The organism is Cupriavidus metallidurans CH34 (genome assembly GCF_000196015.1).
GTDB lineage: Bacteria > Pseudomonadota > Gammaproteobacteria > Burkholderiales > Burkholderiaceae > Cupriavidus > Cupriavidus metallidurans.
Genome location: NC_007974.2, coordinates 1,027,880 through 1,048,017, shown reverse-complemented (window position 1 = coordinate 1,048,017; position 20,138 = coordinate 1,027,880). Strand labels below are relative to the sequence as shown.

Here is a 20,138-nt window from a genome sequence, read left to right as displayed (position 1 = left end):
ATCATGCACCAGCACATTCTTGTCGCCGTCGACGATAGCCCCTGCGCGCGTCGCGCCCTGAACGAAGCCGTCGGCCTTGCCAGCGCGTTTCACGCAAAGCTCGAGATCCTGCACGTCATCGACTACAGCTTCCTGCAGTACGACTTCGGCTATGGCGATTTCACCGAGCTACGCCCACAGTTGACGGCAGCCGGCGAATCGCTTCTCAAGGAAGCTGGCGAGATCGCCGGGGCTGCCGGGCTCGAGCATCACGAAACCCTGATCGACGATCTGGCGACGATGGGCAACATCGCGGACCGCGTCAACGGCTATGCGCGAAGGTGCAGCGCCGATATCGTCGTCATCGGCACGCATGGCCGGCACGGCTTGAAGCGCATGCTGCTTGGCAGCGTCGCCGAAAGCCTGGCACGCGATTGCCCGGTCCCCGTTGTCCTGGTGCGTGACGACTCCCCCGCCAGGACCGCTGAACGCCCGGTCGCCCAGAAGTAAGGCTGTGGGACGCGCGGGACGGGACTCACCGCCCCTCCCGCGCTTCCAGCAAGGCCCTTTCGATGACATCCCGGATCTGGCGGGCCAGACCATCCATCCGCTCCGCCGGCACGCCCCCGTATCCGAGCACCAGGCCGTTGTAGTCCGGTGCCGAGCCCGGCAGACAGAACCTCGACAGCGGGCGCAGCACCAGCCCTTGCGCGCGGCCGATGCGGCTGACTTCGGTATCGGCCACCGGCACGTCCAGTCGGGCGGAAAGGTGCATGCCGCCCGCGCCTCCCGAAACCGTCACCAGCCCGTGCAGATGGCGCGTCATCGCATCGTGCAGCGCGGCACGCCGGGCGGCGTAGAGTTGCCGCATCCGCCTGAGGTGGCGCGTGAAATGCCCTGCCTCGATAAACGATGCCAGCGCGAGTTGCTCGGCCACTCGTCCGCGCAGCATGAGCGCGCCGGCCGTACGGTGGATCACCGGCGCCAATGCCGGCGGGACCACCATGAAACCGATCCGCAGCGCCGGGAACACCGTCAACCGGACCTTGCCCGCGGCCACGACATCGCTCGGCCTGCTCGGGGTGCCGGTGTTCGGCGTGGCGTGTTCGGCGATCGCGCTCGGCGAACCCATCTCGCTGCAGCTCATCGTGGCGATGGGGTTGATTCTGGGTGGGATCGGGGTAGGGACGATGGGCGGGGGAAGACAAAGGGGGTGATGTCCCCCCTTTGTCCCCGGCGCCGTCAGTCGACCTTCACGTTCAGTTCACCCACGACACCCGCCCATTTGGCCAGTTCCGCCTGGATAAACCGCCCGAGATCGGCCGGGGAACTGGCGACGGGCGTCGCGCCCTCGTCATTGAAGCGCTGCACCAGCTTTGGCGAGGCCATTGCCTTGCCAATTGCCTTGTTCAGCGAATCGATGATCGGCTGCGGCGTATTGCGCGGGGCCAGCAGCGCGTTCCAGGTATTGATCTCGAAGTTGCCATACCCCGGTACTTCACGCATGGCGGGAACATCCGGCAGTTGCGCGGACCGGTCCCGGGTGGTCACTGCAATGGCCCGCAGTCGGCCGGCCTTGACCTGAGGCAACGCGCCAGGCAACGTCGCGAAGCTCATCTGCGTCTCGCCGGCAATCACCGACGTATTGGCAAGCGCGCCGCCGCGATACGGCACATGCACAAGCTTGGCACCTGCACCCTGGGCGAACATGGCGCCTGCGAGGTGCACCGGCGATCCGTTCCCGCTCGACGCATAGTTCAGCTCACCCGGTTTCTTCCGGGCCAGCGCCACCAGATCGGGCACCGATTTCACCGGCAGGTTCGGGGTCGTGATCAGCACCAGCGGGATCGATGCCACCATGCTGATGGGCGCAAATCCGTTGACCGGATCGTAGCCAAGCGATTTCTTGTACAGGGCCGGGTTGATGCCGTGGCTCGACACCGTCGCCATGAACAGCGTGTAGCCATCGGGCGCGGATTGCTGCACGTACGCGGCGGCGGCATTGCCGGCCGCGCCGGGCCTGTTCTCGATGATCACCGATTGCTTCAGCTCGGCAGCCAGTTGCTCGGCCAGGGCCCGTGCCAGGATGTCCGTGGTGCCGCCAGCCGCGTAGCCCACGACGATCTTGACGGGCTGCTGCGGATACTGCGCGGCAGCATTCTGCGCCGTGCCCAACCCGCCCACGATCATCGCCGCTGCAAGAGCAAGAATCGGCCTCTTGTTCATACATGTCTCCTGTAGTTTTATATGTTCGCCACGTCCGGCGCGGCGATACTGCCGGGAGCCGTGGTCTCCCGGGACGCGCGCTACTTCCCGGTGAAAACCGGGCTGCGTTTTTCAGCGAAGGCGCGCTTGCCTTCGCGATAGTCGTCGCTGGCGAAACACTGCATGACCAGTTGCTGCATGGCCGCGATGTCGACTTCCGGACCAAGCTGCTGCAACTGGCGGATCATGCGTTTGCCGGCGCGCAGCGTCAGCGGCGCATTCGCGGCGATCTGGTCGAGGCGGACCTGGAGCGCGGCATCGAGGTCCGCCGCATCCGGTGTATCGGTCACGTGATGGATCAGTCCGAGGGCCTTGGCTTCGGCAGCCGCGTAGCGGTTCGCGGTCAGGAAGATCTCGAGCGCATTGGCCGCCCCGACCGTGGTCACCAGGTTGCGGATAGCGGTCAGCCGGTACCCGAGCCCGAGCTTGCCAGCCGGAATCGCGAAGGTGCTGTCGGCCGATGCGATCCGGATATCGCAGCACAGCGCGATGTTCATCCCACCGCCAATGCAATAACCCTTGATGCGTGCCAGCGTGGGCTTGGCATAGTCGTAGAGCGCGAGCTGCGCGGCCTCTGCAACCTGCTCGTAGGCCGCCACGGCTTCGTCGCCCGAGCGCAGCTTGTCGAACTGGGAAATGTTGGCGCCGCTCACGAAAGCGCGTTCGCCAGCGCCGGTGAGCACGACCGCGCGGATGTCGTCGTCCTGCTCGAATGCTGCCAGCGCCTTGGGCACCGCCGCCCACATATCGAAGGAGACAGCGTTGTGGCGCCCGGGATCGTTGAAGGTGATCCAGCCTGTGTTGCCCCGCTTATCCACGAGCAAGGCATCGGTAATTTCGCCTTCCAGAATGCGTGTGCTGTTCATGTTGCCTTTCTTGGCCGTCTGGCCCGGTGTCGTTCGATTCCGTTGGTCAAATGCCGGCGCATGGCCGTGCGTGCCGCTTCCGCATCGCCAGCTGCGATGGCATCGAAGATGGCGTGGTGTTCGTTTTCGACTTCCGCGATACGCGCCGTCCCCGTCGATCCGGTTCGCAGCGTACGCACGGCGTCGTGCAATACATGGCTCAGATGCGCCATCAACCGGATGAAGTACGGGTTGTTGGTGGCGTTACCCACGGCAAGGTGGAAATCGAGCGCGCTATCCGTGCCCTTCTCCAGGTCCCCGCCCGATTCGTCGACCTTCGCCAGCGCGACGCGCAATGCCTCGAGTTGCGTATCAGTGCGATACATCGCCGCCAGCGCCGCCGCGCCCGATTCGATCTCGACCCGCAACTGGAAGACATGCTCGAGCGCATCCTTCTCCATCAGTTCATCGGTGACGATCTCGAAATTGCGCTGCCCAATACCGTGGGCCACGAACGAGCCGGTGCCGCGCCGCGTTTCCACGTAGCCCGACAGTTTCAGCCGGGCGATGGCCTCCCGCACGACGTTGCGGCTCACGTCGAACGCCGTGGCCAGTTCGTGCTCCGTGGGCAACCGTTGGCCATGCGCCAGCGAGCCGTTGAGAATGCGCTGGCGAATCTGGTGCGCGATCTCGTCGGGCAGGTTGTCTGGCCGGCGCAGGCTCGTGAATCCGCGGGCTTCGGTATCGAATGGGGCCTTCATCTGAATCTCCGTCATGTCTTGCGCCCCGGTGTCGGGGACATTCATGCCGGATATGTTAGCGCCCAATCAGATGACACCCTGCGCGGCGAGCGCCTCGACCTTCGCCGCGTCCAGACCAAGCAAGGCGCGATAGACGTCAAGGTTGTGTTCCCCGCTTTCCGGAGCCGGCGCCAGTTTCCCCATCGGCGTGCGGCTCAGCGTCACCGCCTGGCCTACGACCGAAATCGGCCCGAGCGTCGGATGATCGATGGGCTGGCTCATGCGCAGATGCTCCACCTGCGGATCGGCGAATGCTTCCTTCATATTGAGAATCGGGCCGCATGGCACGCCTTCCTCGTTCATGCGCGCGATCCATTCCTGCGTCGTGCGGGTACGGGTGCGTTCGGCAATCTCCGCGCCCAGTGCCGCGCGATGGCGCGCGCGCAGCGGCACGGTCCGGAACCGCTCGTCCTGCACCAGTTCGGGCGCGCCCAGTACGTTGCAAAGGCGGGCGAAGATGTCGTTGCCCATGGCGGCGATGTTCATGTGACCGTCCGCCGTGGGGAAGACGCCGGTCGGGCTGCTGGTCGGGTGATCGTTGCCGCTCTGGCCCGGCACTTCGCCATTCATCAGCCAGCGCATTGCCTGGAAATCCATCATCCACAGCTGCGACTGCAGCAGCGAGGTCTGTACCCATTGCCCCTGCCCTGACACCTCGCGCTCCAGCAATGCCACCATCACGCCGATCGCGCAGAACAGGCCCGCGGTCAGATCGGCAACCGGTATGCCCGCGCGCATCGGTCCCCGCCCGGGTTCGCCAGTCACGGACATCATCCCCGAGATGCCCTGCGCAATCTGGTCCAGGCCCGGACGGTCGTGATACGGCCCATCCTGGCCGAAGCCGGAAACGCTGCCGTAGACAATGCGCGGATTCACCTTGCGCAGCGACTCGTAGTCGATGCCGAGCTTGAATTTCACCGAGGGACGGTAGTTCTCCACCACCACGTCGGCCTTGCGCACGAGGTCAAGAAACAACGCGCGACCTTCGGGATGCTTGAGGTTCAGCGTGATGCTCTGCTTGTTGCGATGCGTGTTCTGGTAGTCGGCCACCTGCGCCGAGCCACCGGGCCGGTCGTCGGGCGCCAGCCCCGGCTCTTCGATCTTGATGACGTTCGCGCCCCAGTCAGCAAACTGACGCACGGCAGCCGGGCCCGAACGCACGCGCGTCAGGTCCAGCACGGTGAAGCGGGAAAGCGGTCCAGATCCCACAGTTGTCTCCAATGTCTTTGCTCGGCGTTCGCGGATTGCCGATGTTGTTAAGTAGGATGTTGGACATCCTATCTATAAAACAAGAGGGAGCAAACGGGGTTAACCCGCTCATGGCTGGTTTGCAGATCGAATCAGGAAAGGGAATGCAAAGATGGCCGAGGCGCGCCCGGCCCGCTCTGCGTCAGGACGCCTAAGCCCCGAGCCCCTCGGCCACCAGGCTGGCAAAGACCTCCGTCAGCCGCGAACTGGCGAGATGGCCCGCATGAGCCAGGCGCACCTCCACGGCGATCGCCGGCACCAGCGGCACCACCGTCAGGGCCTGGCCGAACACGCGCGCGGCGTACGGATTGACGATACCGATGCCGGCACCCTCGGCCGCAAGCCGGCAGATCGTGCTCGAATAAGTGGTTTGCAGCGTCGCGGCCGGTTCCGCCCCGGCTTCTTGCAGCGCCTGCCAGAGCGCGACACTGAGTTCGTCGTCCGCGTTCAGGGTCAGCAGCCGCTGGCCCGACAGGTCCGCCGCGCGAATCCGCCGCCGCGATGCCATGACGTGCCCGGGATGCATCACGCATACGGCGGGTGACCGGTGCATGACGCGGATATCGAACTGGGGATGGTCGAGCCGCCCCGTGGCCAGCACCAGATCGAATCGTCCGTGCAGCAGCCCTTCGCCAAGCTGGTGGCTGCCGACGGTCTGCAGGTCCACCGATACATCGGGATGCCGCTCGATAAAGCGCGCCACGATACCGGGCATCGGCCCCAGACCAAGCGTCGGCGTGCAGCCGAGCCGAAGCAGGCCCGTACCGGAACGGCGCAGCAGATGGACCTCCTGCCCGATACGCGCCAACCCCTGGAAATGCCCCTGTACGGTTTCGAACAGCCGCTGCGCCTCGGGCGTGGGCCGCAGCCTGCCCTTTTCCATATCGAACAGTTTCAGGTCGGTACCGGTCTGCATCTGCGCCAGCACCCGGCTCACCGACGGCTGCGTGGTGTGCAGCATGGCGGCGGCGGCCGTTGTCGTGCCACTCAGCATCACGGCGCGAAAGACCTCGATTTCACGGAAACTTGGCGCGCGCGGCATATGGACTGGCTTCGATGGGGGGTCACCGAGTGTATATCAGCGGCGTATAGGGTCCGCGCAAATTTGAATTATCCGGCATGGCTGCCCGCGCCTACACTCCTGCCATCGTAGACACGCACAGAACATCCCGGAGACATCGAATGCCACGCTTTTCCCGTTGCCTGCCCCTCATTGCCGCGCTGCTGGGCACGGTCGTGCCGGCCATCGCGCATGCCGCATACCCCGACCACGCACTGCGCCTGATCGTGCCATTCAGTGCGGGCGGCAGCTCGGACCTGCAGGCGCGGATGCTGGCGGACAAGCTTGGCAAGCTGTACGGCCAGCCGGTGGTCGTGGAGAACCGCCCCGGCGCGGGCGGTCATATCGGCGGCAAGGCCGTAGCCGACGCCGCACCCGACGGCTACACGCTGCTGCTTGGCTCTATCGGCCTGCACGCCACCTATGGCACGTATCCGAAACTGAACTACGACCCGTCGAAAGACCTGAAGGTGGTGACGGTGCTCGCGGAGATGCCGCACGTCGTTCTGGTCAACCCGAGCATCCAGGTAACGAACCTCAAGCAACTCGTCGACGCGGCGGCAAAGCGCCCGGATGGCATGACGTTCGGCTCGGCCGGCGTCGGATCGTCGGTGCACATGATTGGCGAACTGTTCAAGGTCACCACCGGCGCGCATCTGACCCATGTGCCGTACAAGGGAAGCTCCGCGGCCATCGCCGACCTGCTGGGCGGGCAGATCGACATGATGTTCGAGAACCCGCCGACCACGCTCGGGTACATCCGCTCGGGCAAGTTGCGCGCGCTGGCCGTGACCGGCAAGACCCGGCTGCCAGCCTTGCCGCAGGTGCCAACGGCCGCCGAGGCCGGCGTGCCGAACTTCGTTGCCACATCCTGGACCACTGTCGCGGTCAGCGCGAAAGTGCCCGACGCGATCGCCGACAAGCTCAATGCCGACATCCGCTCGATCGTCGCATCGCAGGAATTCCGCTCGGCGCTCGCCGAGCAGGGCATGACGCCGGTTGGCAACACCCGCGACGCCGCCACGACATTCATTGCCGGCGAGAAAGCCCGCTGGGACCAGGTCATCGCCAAAGCCCGGCTGACCGCCCAATAATCGACAGCCCAATAACCACAACGCCAACCTCATACCGATTCCACGCCCATCAAGCCGGCTGACCATGCATCACGACAAGATCGAACACCATCCCCTGCCGTGCCGACGGCTGGGTGACGGCGAGCTCCATCACTTCTTCGGCTACTACAACAAGAGCACCTGGGATCGCACCGACCGCTACGTGCTGACGCAGCGCGTGCCGATGGCCGATGCGGACCTGCACCCCGGCCTCATCGCCGAGATCGGCTTCTTCGATACCCAGGACGACGACCGCTTCCAGAAGGTCGGCCAGACCACCGCATGGAACTGGCAGATGGGCGCTCAACTGCAGTGGCTCGATGGCGCGCCCGGCAGGCAGTTGATCTACAACTGCCGCACCGACGACGAATCCGCCTTCTATCCGTGCCTCGGCGCGGTCATCCATGACGTCGCCAGCGGTGTTTCGCGCCCGCTGCCGATGCCGGTCTACGTGGTGGCGCCGGACAGCCGCTACGCGCTGTGCGTCGATTACCGCAGGCTTTACGTCACGCACCAGACCATCGGCTACAGCGACGAGGCTTCGCTGCGGGCCCTCCCCCAACTGGATCTGGCCCCCGCGAGCGATGGCATCCATGTGATGGACCTTGCGACCGGCATGTCCCGGCTGATCGTCAGCTACGACGCACTGCGCAACTTCCATCCGGTCCCATCGATGGACAAGGCAATCCACTGGGTCAGCCATATCGAAATCAATCCGTCGTCGTCGCGCGTGCTGTTCCTGCACCGCTGGACGGAGCGGGTCGAGGACGAGACCTGCTTCCTGCATCGGCTGATCACCGTGAACCCTGATGGCACCGATATGCGGCTGCTCGAATGCTCGGACCACCCGCTGCCGCAACTGGCGGCAGATTTCGATCCGAATGCGGTGGGTACCTTCGACTACGAGAAATCGGAGTACCAGATCTCGCATCCGCTGTGGAAGGACGACACCCACATCATCGTCTGGGGCCCGCACGCCGGCAGCATCCACTATCACCTGTACGAGGACCGCGCGGACGGCGAGGTCACGGTGATCGGGGCCGACGTCCTGACCGAGAACGGCCATATGACGTTCTCCCGCACGCATCCCGACTGGCTGCTCAGTGATACCTACCCAGACGCGCAGACCAATGAGCGCATCCTGTTTCTGTATCACGTGCCCAGTGGCGTGCGCCACGACATCGGTTCGTTCTACACGAGCCCGACGCTGAAGAAGGAAAACCGCTGCGACCTGCACCCGCGCTGGAGCCGCGATGGCAAGCGCGTGTGCATTGACTCGATCCACGACGGCAACCGGCAGATGTATGCGCTGGATGTCGCCTCGCTGGTCGATCCCGCGTAAGCATCGGCCGAAAGCATTGCCCAAAACGGGGGTAACGGCGGTAACGGGGGTATTTCGGCCACTTGTCCGCTACACTGCGGCGCAATGCCGTCGATCCAGCCCCCGCGCCATGCGCCTGCGTCACCTTGAAATCTTCCATGCGGTCATGCGTACCGGCTCGCTGAGCCGGGCCGCCGAACTGCTCTTCATCTCCCAGCCCGCGGCCAGCAAGGTGCTGGCCCACGCGGAACGCGACCTCGGCTTCAAGCTGTTCACCCGCGCGCACGGCCGGCTGCTGCCCACGCGCGAGGCGCAACTGCTGCACGCCGAAACGGTGCATCTGTTCGCTAACCTGGAGAACGTGCGCCAGCTCGCGCGCAACCTGCGACGCCATCCCGAGGGCCATCTGCGCATTGGCTGCCTGCCGAGCCTGGGCCTGAGCCTGATCCCGCAGGCGGTGCGAGAGTTTCGCCAGCGCTGCCCCGGCGTCTCGCTGGAAATCGAGACACGGCATGGCGACGAACTGCAAGGCCTGGTGATGTCGCGCGAACTCGACATCGCCGTGGTCTTCGACCCGGCCCCGCGCCCGGGCGTGACATCGAGCGCTCTCGGGCAAGCGGAAGTCGTCTACCTCGGCCCCGCCTCGAACGCACCGCCGCATGGGCCGGTGCAACTGGCCGCGCTCGACGATCAGCACTGGATCGGCATCGGCAACAGCGACCCGCTGGGTGGCCTGATCGCCCAGGCCTTCCGCGATCTCGGGCTGGAGGAGCGCACGCCGATGATCGAGGCGCGTACCTATTACGTGGCCGCCGCGCTGGCGGAGTGCGGCGTCGGCTACGCTCTGGTCGACCATTTCACGGCACAGTTCTCGCAGCGCGCTAGCGGCGAGGAACTGCTGATCCGCCCGCTGGAGCCCGCCCTGTCGGTGGGCGTGGCCGCGATCTACGCGGACGGCGCGGCGTCCTCGCACGCCCACGACACCCTGCTGGCGATCCTCGGATCCCAGTTCGAGGCGGCGCTGCCGGGCCGGCCTGAATAACCTCAGGTTATAGGGTATGCGCTAAAGGTCATTTGAACCCTACCCCGCTCTCGTCAACACTGTCGCCTTGCCCGCAGTTGCGGGCGGCAGGTCATTTTCAAGGTTGGGGAGAGAAACATGCGGGTATGCGTACTGGGTGGCGGAGTGGTTGGCGTCGCGAGCGCCTACTATCTGGCGCGCGAGGGGCATACCGTTACCCTGCTGGAAGCGCGCGACGAACTGGCACAGGAAACCAGCCTGGCCAATGGCGCGCAACTCAGCTACAGCTACGTGGCGCCGCTGGCCGACCCGGCCGTGCTGCCCAAGCTGCCGGGATGGCTGCTCGACCGCAACTCGCCCCTGCGTTTCGTTCCTCGCCTTGATTGGCGCCAGTGGACCTGGTGCCTCGAGTTCCTGCGTGCCTGCCGCACCGGCGTGGCCAAGAAAGTCACCGCGCAGTTGCTCGGGCTGGGCCAGCTCAGCCGCGATGGCGTGCATGAACTGGTCGAGCGCGAGGCGCTGCACTTCAACTATCAGCGCAACGGCAAGCTGGTGGTGTATCGCGATCCGGTTGCCTTCGACGGCGCCCGGCGGCAACTGGAATATCAGGCCTCGCTTGGCAGCCGCCAGCAGGCGCTGGACGCCGCGGCCTGCGTGGCGCTCGAACCGGCCTTAGCATCGGTGCAGCACAAGCTGGCCGGCGGCATCCACACCCCTAGCGAGGAAGCTGGTGACTGCCATGCTTTCACCGTTGGCCTGGCCGCGGCCGCCACGCGCCGTTTCGGCGCGAGCTTCCGCTGCGGTACGCGGGTGACGGGGCTGCGGCACGCAGGGCGACGCGTGGTGGCCGCGCGCACCGATGCGGGTGACATCGAGGCCGATGCCTTCGTGGTCGCTGCCGGCATGCAAAGCGTGCCGATGCTGGCGCCGCTTGGCGTGACGTTGCCACTGTATCCGCTGACCGGCTACAGCCTGACCGCGCCGACGCAACCGGGCCACCATCATCCCCCTGCCATCAGCGTGACGGACCTGCACTACAAGGTGGTCTACGCCCGTCTGGGCGAGCGGTTGCGCATCGCCGGCATGGTTGACCTGATTGGCCGCCATCCGCGTGCCGATGCACGTCGCGTCGCCCTGCTGGCCCGGCAGGCGCGCGAAACCTTCCCGGACGGCGCAAACTTCGACGCGGCAACCTCGTGGTGCGGCGGCCGTCCTGCCACGCCCGACAGCAAGCCGCTGATCGGCGCCACGCCGTACGACAACCTGTGGCTCAACACCGGTCATGGCGCGTTGGGCTTCACGCTGGCCTGCGGCAGCGCCGCGCTGCTCGCCGACGCCATGGCCGGCCGCCCCTCGTCGCTGGATGCATCGGCGTTCGCGCTGATGCGCTAATGCGCTGACGCGCTGATGCCGGGCCAACATCGCTTCCCCTCACACCGATACCCGCAACACACCATGAAACAGATCATCGATACCGGCCTGCCTCGATCCGCTGCTCCCGTCGAATGGGCGGTACTGGGCAACGGCATCCTGTTCACCACGCAGATCCCGACCGGCGCCGACGGCAACGTGGTGGAAGGCGGCATGGAAGCGCAGGCGCGCCAGACGCTGCAGAACCTGAAGCAGACGCTGGATGCGGCCGGTGGTAGCCTTGCCGACCTGACCCAGGTCATCGTCTACGTGACCGACCGTGCCGATCTCGCCGTCTTCAACCGGGTCTATGCGGAGATGATTCCGGCACCCTATCCCAACCGCGCGGCCATCGTGACCGTGGGTTTCGGGCGGCCCGAGATGCTAGTCGAGATCCTCGCCTACGCGGCACTCGGCTGAGTCGCCCCCGCGCCAACGCTTATCTCCGAAGGACTGATCCCATGCCATCCTGCGACCTGTTGTTCACCAACGCCACGTTGATCGATGGTACCGGCGCCACACGTCGTACCGGCGCACTGGCCGTGACGGACGGACGCATTGTCGCGCTCGGTGACTGCTCCGGCTGGCAGGCCGCGCGTACCGTCGACGCAACCGGCCATGTGCTGGCGCCCGGCTTCATCGACGTGCACACGCACGATGACAGCGCCCTGCTCAGCACGCCTGCAATGGCGGCCAAGACCAGCCAGGGCGTGACGAGCGTGATTGCCGGCAACTGCGGCATCAGCATCGCGCCGCTAACACCGACCCACGGCCTGCCGCAGCCGCTGATGCTGCTGGGCGAGGTCTCGGACTACCGCTTTCCCTCCGTCGCCGACTACCGGCGCGCGCTGGAGGCCTCGCCACCCAGCGTCAACGTCGGTCTGCTGGTGGGCCACAGCACGCTGCGCGCGGGCGCGATGACCGATACCACGCGTGCCGCCACCGCCGAGGAAATCGAGGCGATGGCCGCGATGCTCGACCAGGCGCTGAGCGATGGCGGCCTGGGCATGAGCACCGGCCTCAGCTATCCGGCAAGCCGCGCGGCGCCAACCGCCGAAGTGGTGGCCCTGGCGCGCGTGACCGCGCGTCACCCGGGCGCGATCTACACCACCCATATGCGCAGCGAGCGCGACCAGGTCATCGAGGCCGTTGGCGAAACGCTGGAGATCGGCCGCGAAGCCGCGCTACCTGTCGTGATCTCGCACCACAAATGCATCGGGCGCAAGAACTTCGGCAAGACCACCGTCACCCTGAGCCTGATCGACAAGGCGCTGGCCACCCAGGACGTATCCCTCGACGTCTACCCCTACACGGCCAGCTCCACGGTGCTGCTGCCCGAGTTCGTCGGCGAGGCGGAACGGATCATCGTCACGAGTTCGCAGCCGTATCCCGAGCAGGCACGCCGGGACCTGTCGGCCATCGCCGCCGACTGGAATGTATCGCTGGAGGAAGCTGCCGCCCGGCTCGGACCGGCCACCGCGATCTATTTCCAGATGGATGAGGGCGACCTGCGCCGCGTGCTCTCTCACCCGCGCACGATGATCGGCTCGGATGGCATTCCCGGCCCTTACCCGCACCCACGGCTCTGGGGCAGCTTTCCGCGCGTGCTCGGCCACTACGCCCGCGAACTGGGCCTGTTGACGCTCGAAGACGCCGTGCGCCGCATGACGTCGCTGCCAGCCTCGGTCTTTGGTCTGCCCGGGCGTGGGGTGCTGGAAGTGGGCTACGCCGCCGATCTGGTGCTGTTCGATCCCGAACAGGTGATCGACCGCGCCGACTACACGCAGCCGTGCGAGCCGTCGGCCGGCATCGAAGCGGTCTATGTCAACGGCGTGCAGGTCTGGGGCCCGGATGGCGCCACCGGCGCTGCCGCCGGACAGTTCCTGCGCCACTGAGCCGGACGACCCGACTACCGGCCCGCCGCCCCCGACAACATCCATCCTGACAAGAATCATGAGGAGACCCAACTTGAAACGCAGACACTTCCTTCTGGCGCCCGTCCTCGGCGCCATCGCGCTGGGCACCGCCACGCTGGCGCACGCCGCCTATCCCGACCGGCCGATCACGCTGGTCATCCCCTTTTCCGCCGGGGGTCCGACCGACGTCGTGGGGCGTATCGTTGCCAGCAAGGCTTCGGAGATCCTGGGCCAGCAGATCGTGGTCGACAACCGCGTCGGCGCGGCCGGCACGATCGGCATGAATGCAGTGGCGCGCGCCAAGGCCGATGGCTACACGCTCGGCCTCGCCACGGTCAGCACGCACGGCACCGCGCCGCATCTGCTGGCCAAGCCGCCCTATGACCCGGTCAAGGACTTCACGCCGGTCGTCAATCTGGTCAGCAGCCCCAACATCCTCAGCGTGCACCCCGGCTTCCCGGCCCGCACGCTGAAGGAGTTCGTGGATTACACGAAGAAGCACCCCGGCAAGGAAAGCTACGCCAACGCCGGTGCCGGAGGCATCAACGACCTCGGCATGGCCTGGTTCCTGCAACTCAACGACGCGAACATGATCAGCGTGCCCTACAAGGGCTCGGCGCCGGCGCTCAACGATGCAATCGGCGGCAACGTCAAGGTCATCTTCGACAACTTCCCGTCGTCCCTGCCATTCATCAAGGCGGGCAAGCTGCGCGCGCTCGCCATCACCGGCACGCAACGCAACGACAAGCTGCCCGACGTCCCGACCTTCGCCGAGCAGGGCTACAAGGACTATGACGTCAGCGCCTGGTATGGCGTGGTAGCGCCGGCAAAGTTGCCGCCGGAGGTTCGCACCCGCCTGGTGGAGGCCTTCCAGGCGGCGCTGGCCGATGCCAACACGCGGCAGCGCCTTGTCGATGCCGGCGCCTTCCCGGTCTCGGTCGGGCCGGATGCCTTTGCCCGCCAGATCCGTCAGGAATACGAGCGTTGGGGCACGGTGATCCGCAAGGCTGGCATCACGCCGCAGTAAGCCTCGCAAACATCGCAGGCACAGGGACGGGAGCGGGCAGCGCCGGCAGAGGCCTGCCCGTCCAGCAATACAAGACAACACAAAGATAAGACGAGAGCAGGCAGGAGCCGTCACATGACATCAGTAGCAAGCAAAGCCCCCACTTCCTCAGACCTGCAGCCGAGCCGGCGCATCGCGGCGATCGCGGTGTTCGTGGCGGGTCTGGCAATCGCCCTGTACACGCACCTGGCCATGCCCGGCGAGACGAGCCTCTGGGGCCTGACGCCCGTGCTCGTGTTCGCCATCATCGCGCTGCTCGGCGTTGACATCGTGCTGTCGACCATCGCCGCCATCGTGCTCGGCGCGATCATGACCGGCACGACGCCGGTGGGCATGGGCAAACTGCTGGCCGACTCGCTCGGCTCCTTTATCGCGGTTGTCGGCCTGATCATCGTGCTGGGCGCCGGCGTGGGCGAAGTGGCCTCGCGCACGGGCGCCGCCGAGCAACTGGTGCGCGCCATTGTGCGGCGTATCGGCTTGTCCAATCAGGTACGCGTGCGCCTCGGCATCATGGTCACCTCCACGCTGATCTGCGGCGCGCTGGGCACGCTGGCCGGCGGTAACGCCATCATTGCCGCCGTGGTGATCCCGATCGCCGCGGCGGTGCGCCTGTCGCCGCCGGCGGTGGCCGCGCTGTTCCAGACCGCGGGTTCCGCCGGCCTGGTGCTCGGACCGTTCACGCCCAACGTCGTGACCGTGCTGGGGCTGACCGGCCTGAGCTACCCGGAATACCTGATGGTGGCCGGCATCCCGATGGCGGCGGCCACGCTCGCCAGCGGCTGGTTCATGTCGGGCCGCATCCAGAAGATGACCGAGGCCGAGCACCAGTACGACGAAGCCAAGAACGGCATCGCCGCGTTCGACCTGTCCGCCACGCCACCGCGCACGGCAGTACGCGCCGCATGGGCGTTCTGCCTGACCATCATCGGGCTGGCCACGGCCGGCGTGATCGTCAAGGCCGGCTTTGCCTTCGCCATCATCGTCATGGTGTCGCTGGCCGCCACCACCGGCCTGGCCGGCGGCATGGGTCCGCGTGCCATCCTGCAGGCGATGTATGCCGGCGCAGGCAAGCTGATCTGGATCTTCTTCCTGTTCTGGCTGTTCAACCCCGTGCTGGTGCTGGTGGACAAGCTCAACGCCTACCACGCACTGCTCGATATCGCCAGCCCGCACCTGGCAGGCATCGGCGGCGCCATGCTGTGCGTGATCATCCTGTGGTTCAACGTGATCGGACACATCCCCGGCGCGGCAGTCGCGCAGATGACCTTCACGGCCAAGATCTTCGGCCCGCTGCTGGCCGCCGCCGGCGTCGGCCCCGCGGCCACCACCGCCGTGATCCTTGGCAGCTCGCAGATCGACTGGTTCGGCCCCTTCCCTACCTCCGACATGTTCGGCCAGATGGGCCTGGCCCGTTCGACCCAGCTAAAGTACATGCTCTACAACGGCTGGGCGGTGATCATCGTGAATCTCTGTCTGTTCTCTGGGCTGTTCTTCTTGCTGGTCTGAGGAGGCGATATGGAACTCGTGGCATTTCCGCTAGGTAGCCGGATTCCCGATGCGGCCGCGCTTCGCGCGCGGGTAGAAACCGCGCTGGCACCGCTGCTGGCCGGCACGCAGGCACGCGTCGCGATCAGCCTGCGGCTTGCCGATGGCAAGGTGGTGCTGGAGCGCGAGGCCGAGCGCGTGCAGCCATCGGCCAGCATCATCAAGCTGCCGATCCTGTTCACGCTGCTGGAACAGGTGGCGCAGGGTCATCTGCAGCTTGAGCAACGCTTCTCTCTGGACGGACTCGAGCGCGTGGGCGGTACTGGCATCCTCAGCCAATTGCCCAGTGTCCAGAGCCTGACGCTGGCGGAACTGGTGCGGCTGATGATCGTGCTGAGCGACAACCTGGCGACCAATGCGCTGATCGAATTGCTCGGCTTCGAGGGCGTGAACGACTGGTGCGATCGCGCGGGACTCGGGCAGACGCGGCTGCAGCGTCGCATGATGGACGCCGCCGCGCGCGCCGCAGGGCTGGACAACTTCACGAGCGCCAGCGACGCTGCGGCCCCGCTGTGCTGGCTGCTGCGCGATGGATCGTTGCCAGCCCCGCTGCGTGACTTCGCACTAGGGCTGCTGGCCGATCAGCGCGAGCGCGCCCATTTCGGCGCGGCGCTGCCAGCCGGTGCCATGCTGGCCAACAAGACCGGACAGTTGCCCGGCCTTCGTCACGACGCCGGCATTCTGACCGTAGGCGCCTACAGCGTCGTGCTGGCCGTACTGGCCGACGGTTTCACCGACGCGCGCACCGCGCAGACGCTGCACGGTGGCGATGGCGCGCAATGGCTGGCCGAAGCGGCGCGGATCGTGGCGCAGGCGCTTGCCGCGCAGCAAGACGAGAACGGAGCGGAATGATGCGGATAAAAGTCGCTGCCATCCAGATCGACAGCCGGCAGGACCGCGAGGCTAACCTGGCGGCACTCGAACACTGGATTCTTGCCGCCGCGTCGGACGGCGCGAAACTGATCGTTACGCCGGAGTACAGCGATGTCCGCGGCGATGCCAACGCGCTACAGGCGGCCGCCAGCGCGGTTCCGGGCCCGGTCTCCGAGCACATCTCCTCGCTGGCGCAACGCACCGGTTGCTGGATTCATCTGGGCTCGATGCATGAACGCCTGCCAGGCGAGACCCGCCTCGGCAATAGCGGCATCACGTTCGCGCCAGATGGTGGCATTGCCGCACGCTATCGCAAGGTGCACCTGTACGACGCCGTGGTGAATGGCAAACCCTATCGCGAGTCAGCCGACTTCGCGCCGGGGGACGGCCTGCATACCGTGGACGCTGCCGGCCTGACCCTGGGTCTGAGCATCTGCTACGACCTGCGCTTCGGCGAGCTGTACCGGACCCTGCGCGCACGCGGCGCCAACGTGCTGCTGGTGCCCGCCGCTTTTAACGTGCACACCGGACGCGACCACTGGGAGACGCTGCTGCGGGCCCGTGCCATCGAAAACCAGTGCTACGTGATTGCCGCCGCGCAGATCGGCGGCCCGGGACCCGCCCTGCCCTGCCTGGGGCGCAGCATGATCATTGACCCCTGGGGCACCGTGCTGGCCTGTATGCCGGACACCACCGGCTTCATCACCGCCGAACTCGATACAGAGCGCGTGGCCGGCCTGCGCGAGGCGCTTCCGGCATGGGAGCATCGACGCACGGATCTGTACTTCGGCGGCATTCAGAACTCAGGCTGAGCCCTGGCCCCGCGTCCAAGAGACGCCATCAAATTGGGGCGAAGCGGCTCTGGCTGAACGCCCGGCTGCGGACAGTACAAGTACGCCAGAATCGCTTTGATCGTGACTCTAGGCCCGCGCGCACTTGATAACGGTGTCAAGCGTGCGCGTGGTGATGTCCTTCCCGAACGAGCGCTCAAGCAGCGTCATGAATACCGGTCCTTTCTTCGGATCCGGCAAATATGCACTGAAGACTTCCGCCGCGCTGGCCTTGATGATGCTGGCGCCATCGCGCTCGATTGGCAGTGTGATTTCGGGCGCCACCGGACTGCGGAGAAAGGTGACGACCCGCTTGGCCCCGGGCGCCAGGTCAAACTCGGCAAATGGATCGGCCTCGATCAGGTCCCGGAGATAGCCGGCGGGCCGAATGAACGTGCCGAAGCTATGACCCAACTCGGCGTGCATGGCCTTCTCGGCGCGTCGCTCCAGCGCTGTGGTGGACGCCGAACGCGCGTCGAACACGACGTTCCCGCTGGACAACAACGTCCGAACCTCGGAGAAACCCGCTGCTTCGAAGCAATGCTTAAGCTCGGGCATCCGGGCGTTCATCGGACTGACACCGCGAAGAAAGGCGACGTATCGGGGCATGGTGATCTCTTGATGGCTGCCGGGCAGCCGCTCACGAATGGCGTGACACGCAGTCTACGCCCACCAGGCCCACTTCCGGCGGCGTCGCGCCACTAAAGGCGCGGGACATCGCCCGTTGCATGCGATGCCCGCCGAGTATCAGATCAATTGTCGGATCAGTCGACGAATCAGTCGACCTGCGCGCCGGAAACTTTCACCGCTTCGGCCCAACGCTTGCTCTCGCTATCGATGAATGCCGAGAACTCCTTCGGTCCTTCGTTGACCGCGTCGCCGCCCAGGTCCTCGATGCTGGCACGCGTGGCGGGCTCCGCCACGATGCGCGTCACGTCCTCGTTGATCTTCTGACGCAGGCCGGGCGGCATGGTCGCCGGGCTGAAGAGACCGAACCACGTGGCCGCCTGGAACGGCAGGCCAGCCTGCGTAAACGTCGGCACACTCGGCAACGTCGGGCTGCGCTTCGAATGGGCCAGCGCAATCGCGCGGAGCTTGCCGGATTTGATATGCGGCAGCGCCGATGACAGCGTGACGAACGCCATCTGCACCTGCCCGCCCATCAGGTCGGACAGCATCGGCGCATCGCCCTTGTAGGGGACATGCGTCAGCTCCAGACCAGCCTTCGACTTGAACAGCGCGCCCGCGAGATGCTGCGGTGAACCGTTACCGGGCGAGGCATACGTCGCGCCCGGATGGCTGCGCGCGTACGCCAGCAGTTCGGGGAGATCCTTGGCGGGGACGGTCGGTCCGACCACGAGCACCAGCGGGACAATCGCCGACAGGTTGATCGGGGCGAAGTCCTTGACCGGGTCGTAGGGAAGGGACCGATACAGGCTACTGCTGATGGTATGGGCCGCGGTCGTCATGTAGAGGGTGTAGCCATCGCCCGGAGACTTCGCCACGAAGCCCGCGCCGAGCACAGTCCCAGCGCCGGGCTTGTTCACGACGACGACGGGCTGCTTCCACACTTCGCCCAGGCGCTTGCCGATCAGCCTGGCAATGATGTCGGTGGCGCCACCGGCGGCGTACGGCACCACGATCGACACCGGCTTGGTCGGAAATGCCGGGGCGTCCGCCGCATTCGCGGCCCCAGTGCCCGAAACGGAAAGCACGCCAAGACAGGCGAGCAAGCCTGCGACCCGATTGCGAATATTCATCCTAAGTCTCCTAACTGCTTCTTGCGGTGGGCGATGGGTATCGCCTGTTCAAAAACAACTGGAACGCCACTCAGCCATGGAGCCCGCGATCCAGCCGTCTTGTTCCGTCGAACGGAATATTTATTCTTCTGAACAGAATTCTAGCCGAATAATGGATCAGAAGTCGTCCACTACGGGAGCGCGCCAAGCTAAAATTTGCGGCCGCCACGAGGCAACGTGCCTTTGCGGCAGAACCGGTATTCTGTTGAGCCCATGGCAGCCAGTCGGCAGCCAGCGCTATGTAGCCCGCCGACCCTGTCTTTTCACTTCTTCCACTTCAGACATGTTGCAAACTCCTCCCGACGCGGCTGCAGGTCAAACCGACGGTGTTGCGGCAGTCGACCGCGCATTTGCCATCGCTGTTGCGCTGGCCCAGGCTGGCGCGCCGCAGACCCTTGCCGACCTGGCACGGGCGACCGGCATGTACAAGAGCACGCTGCTACGTCTGCTGGCCTCGCTCGAACGGAGCAGCCTGGTCGTGCAACGGCCCGACAAGCGCTACACGCTTGGCTCGCTGGCCTTCCTGTTCGGGCGCGCCTTCGAGGCAAGTCACGGATTGCAGGAGGCCATCTATCCGGTCATGGAATGGCTGGTGTCTAAAGGGACCGAAAGCCCGTCGTTCCATGTGCCGCACGGTCCGGACAACCGCATTTGCCTGCTGCGCATCGACTCCTCCCACTCCACGCTCGACCGCGTGCGCGTCGGAGACGTCCTCCCCCTGCGCAAGGGCGCGCCCGGCAAGGTACTGATTGCCTATGGCGCCGGAGCGCCCGCCACCGCGGACACCCCGGTGGTGTTCACCTCGTTCGGCGAGCGCGATCCGCTGTGCGGCGCCATCTCCAGTCCCGTATTCGGGCCTGGCAATACGCTGCTCGGCGCCCTCTCCCTGTCCGGTCCGCTCGAGCGCTTCTCCGAACTCGCCGTGAACCGCATGACGGACCTGCTGCTCGAGGCGGCCAGCAGGGCAACCCAGGCACTCGGTGGCCGCTGGCCGGACGATGCCGCTCCGGATGCGCCAAAAGCCGCGAAGCGCCGCGCCTGATCGGCA

General features: G+C 66.0%; 19 protein-coding genes and 1 pseudogene. 12 read left to right on the top strand and 8 right to left on the bottom strand.

The features are described from left to right. The first annotated feature begins 3 nt into the window (after positions 1–3). A complete protein-coding gene (locus RMET_RS22935; RefSeq protein ID WP_011518920.1) occupies positions 4–489 on the top strand; it encodes a universal stress protein in 486 nt (161 codons plus the stop codon). A gap of 25 nt (positions 490–514) precedes the next feature. On the opposite strand, the pseudogene RMET_RS22930 reads toward RMET_RS22935, so the two are convergent. The 6 genes and pseudogenes from RMET_RS22930 to RMET_RS22905 all read right to left on the bottom strand — a co-directional run. After that, a pseudogene (locus RMET_RS22930) lies at positions 515–1,012 on the bottom strand (PLP-dependent aminotransferase family protein); the annotation flags it as partial. 209 nt (positions 1,013–1,221) lie between these two features. After that, the gene (locus RMET_RS22925; protein WP_011518919.1) at positions 1,222–2,205 is read right to left on the bottom strand and encodes a Bug family tripartite tricarboxylate transporter substrate binding protein; all 984 of its coding nucleotides are present in this window, start codon (positions 2,203–2,205) and stop codon (positions 1,222–1,224) included. 80 nt (positions 2,206–2,285) lie between these two features. After that, positions 2,286–3,110, bottom strand: coding sequence for an enoyl-CoA hydratase (locus RMET_RS22920; protein WP_011518918.1), 825 nt, complete (start codon positions 3,108–3,110; stop codon positions 2,286–2,288). Continuing rightward, entirely contained in the window at positions 3,107–3,850 is a 744-nt protein-coding gene (locus RMET_RS22915) for a FadR/GntR family transcriptional regulator (protein WP_029309591.1), read from the bottom strand. The genes RMET_RS22920 and RMET_RS22915 overlap by 4 nt, the downstream gene beginning before the upstream one ends. A gap of 66 nt (positions 3,851–3,916) precedes the next feature. Next, on the bottom strand, positions 3,917–5,098 hold the full coding sequence (locus RMET_RS22910) for a CaiB/BaiF CoA transferase family protein (protein ID WP_008647518.1): 1,182 nt from the start codon (positions 5,096–5,098) through the stop codon (positions 3,917–3,919). 190 nt (positions 5,099–5,288) lie between these two features. Next, the gene (locus tag RMET_RS22905; protein ID WP_011518916.1) at positions 5,289–6,179 is read right to left on the bottom strand and encodes a LysR substrate-binding domain-containing protein; all 891 of its coding nucleotides are present in this window, start codon (positions 6,177–6,179) and stop codon (positions 5,289–5,291) included. A 140-nt stretch (positions 6,180–6,319) separates the two neighbouring features. Here RMET_RS22905 and RMET_RS22900 point away from each other — a divergent pair, with 140 nt between their 5' ends. From RMET_RS22900 to RMET_RS22855, 10 genes are all read left to right on the top strand, one after another. Then, positions 6,320–7,291: a Bug family tripartite tricarboxylate transporter substrate binding protein gene (locus tag RMET_RS22900; RefSeq protein ID WP_011518915.1), complete on the top strand. Its 972-nt coding sequence runs from the start codon at positions 6,320–6,322 to the stop codon at positions 7,289–7,291. Positions 7,292–7,355: 64 nt separating this feature from the next. Continuing rightward, complete coding sequence (locus RMET_RS22895) at positions 7,356–8,651, top strand: hypothetical protein (RefSeq protein ID WP_011518914.1); 1,296 nt, start codon at positions 7,356–7,358, stop codon at positions 8,649–8,651. A gap of 109 nt (positions 8,652–8,760) precedes the next feature. Next, on the top strand, positions 8,761–9,672 hold the full coding sequence (locus RMET_RS22890) for a LysR family transcriptional regulator (RefSeq protein WP_029310035.1): 912 nt from the start codon (positions 8,761–8,763) through the stop codon (positions 9,670–9,672). Between the two features lie 93 nt (positions 9,673–9,765). Beyond that, entirely contained in the window at positions 9,766–11,043 is a 1,278-nt protein-coding gene (locus RMET_RS22885) for a D-amino acid dehydrogenase (RefSeq protein ID WP_152560245.1), read from the top strand. 63 nt (positions 11,044–11,106) lie between these two features. Further along, positions 11,107–11,481 (top strand): RidA family protein, encoded by a 375-nt coding sequence (locus RMET_RS22880; protein WP_029309585.1) that lies wholly within the window; start codon positions 11,107–11,109, stop codon positions 11,479–11,481. A 41-nt stretch (positions 11,482–11,522) separates the two neighbouring features. Further along, positions 11,523–12,956, top strand: coding sequence for an N-acyl-D-amino-acid deacylase family protein (locus RMET_RS22875; protein WP_011518910.1), 1,434 nt, complete (start codon positions 11,523–11,525; stop codon positions 12,954–12,956). A gap of 58 nt (positions 12,957–13,014) precedes the next feature. Then, positions 13,015–14,004, top strand: coding sequence for a Bug family tripartite tricarboxylate transporter substrate binding protein (locus RMET_RS22870; protein ID WP_011518909.1), 990 nt, complete (start codon positions 13,015–13,017; stop codon positions 14,002–14,004). 114 nt (positions 14,005–14,118) lie between these two features. Then, complete coding sequence (locus RMET_RS22865) at positions 14,119–15,549, top strand: hypothetical protein (RefSeq protein WP_017511058.1); 1,431 nt, start codon at positions 14,119–14,121, stop codon at positions 15,547–15,549. A gap of 9 nt (positions 15,550–15,558) precedes the next feature. Continuing rightward, entirely contained in the window at positions 15,559–16,440 is an 882-nt protein-coding gene (locus RMET_RS22860; RefSeq protein ID WP_011518907.1) for a serine hydrolase, read from the top strand. Beyond that, positions 16,437–17,273 (top strand): carbon-nitrogen hydrolase family protein, encoded by an 837-nt coding sequence (locus RMET_RS22855; protein ID WP_011518906.1) that lies wholly within the window; start codon positions 16,437–16,439, stop codon positions 17,271–17,273. Before RMET_RS22860 ends, RMET_RS22855 begins: the two co-directional genes overlap by 4 nt. Positions 17,274–17,381: 108 nt before the next feature. Here the strand turns inward: RMET_RS22855 and RMET_RS22850 are convergent, their stop codons facing one another. Next, positions 17,382–17,900: a DUF1697 domain-containing protein gene (locus RMET_RS22850; RefSeq protein ID WP_080710370.1), complete on the bottom strand. Its 519-nt coding sequence runs from the start codon at positions 17,898–17,900 to the stop codon at positions 17,382–17,384. Between the two features lie 167 nt (positions 17,901–18,067). After that, positions 18,068–19,051, bottom strand: a complete 984-nt coding sequence (locus tag RMET_RS22845) for a tripartite tricarboxylate transporter substrate binding protein (RefSeq protein ID WP_011518904.1) — start codon at positions 19,049–19,051, stop codon at positions 18,068–18,070. 322 nt (positions 19,052–19,373) lie between these two features. Here RMET_RS22845 and RMET_RS22840 point away from each other — a divergent pair, with 322 nt between their 5' ends. Further along, on the top strand, positions 19,374–20,132 hold the full coding sequence (locus tag RMET_RS22840) for an IclR family transcriptional regulator (RefSeq protein WP_049799804.1): 759 nt from the start codon (positions 19,374–19,376) through the stop codon (positions 20,130–20,132). The last annotated feature ends 6 nt before the right edge of the window (positions 20,133–20,138 follow it).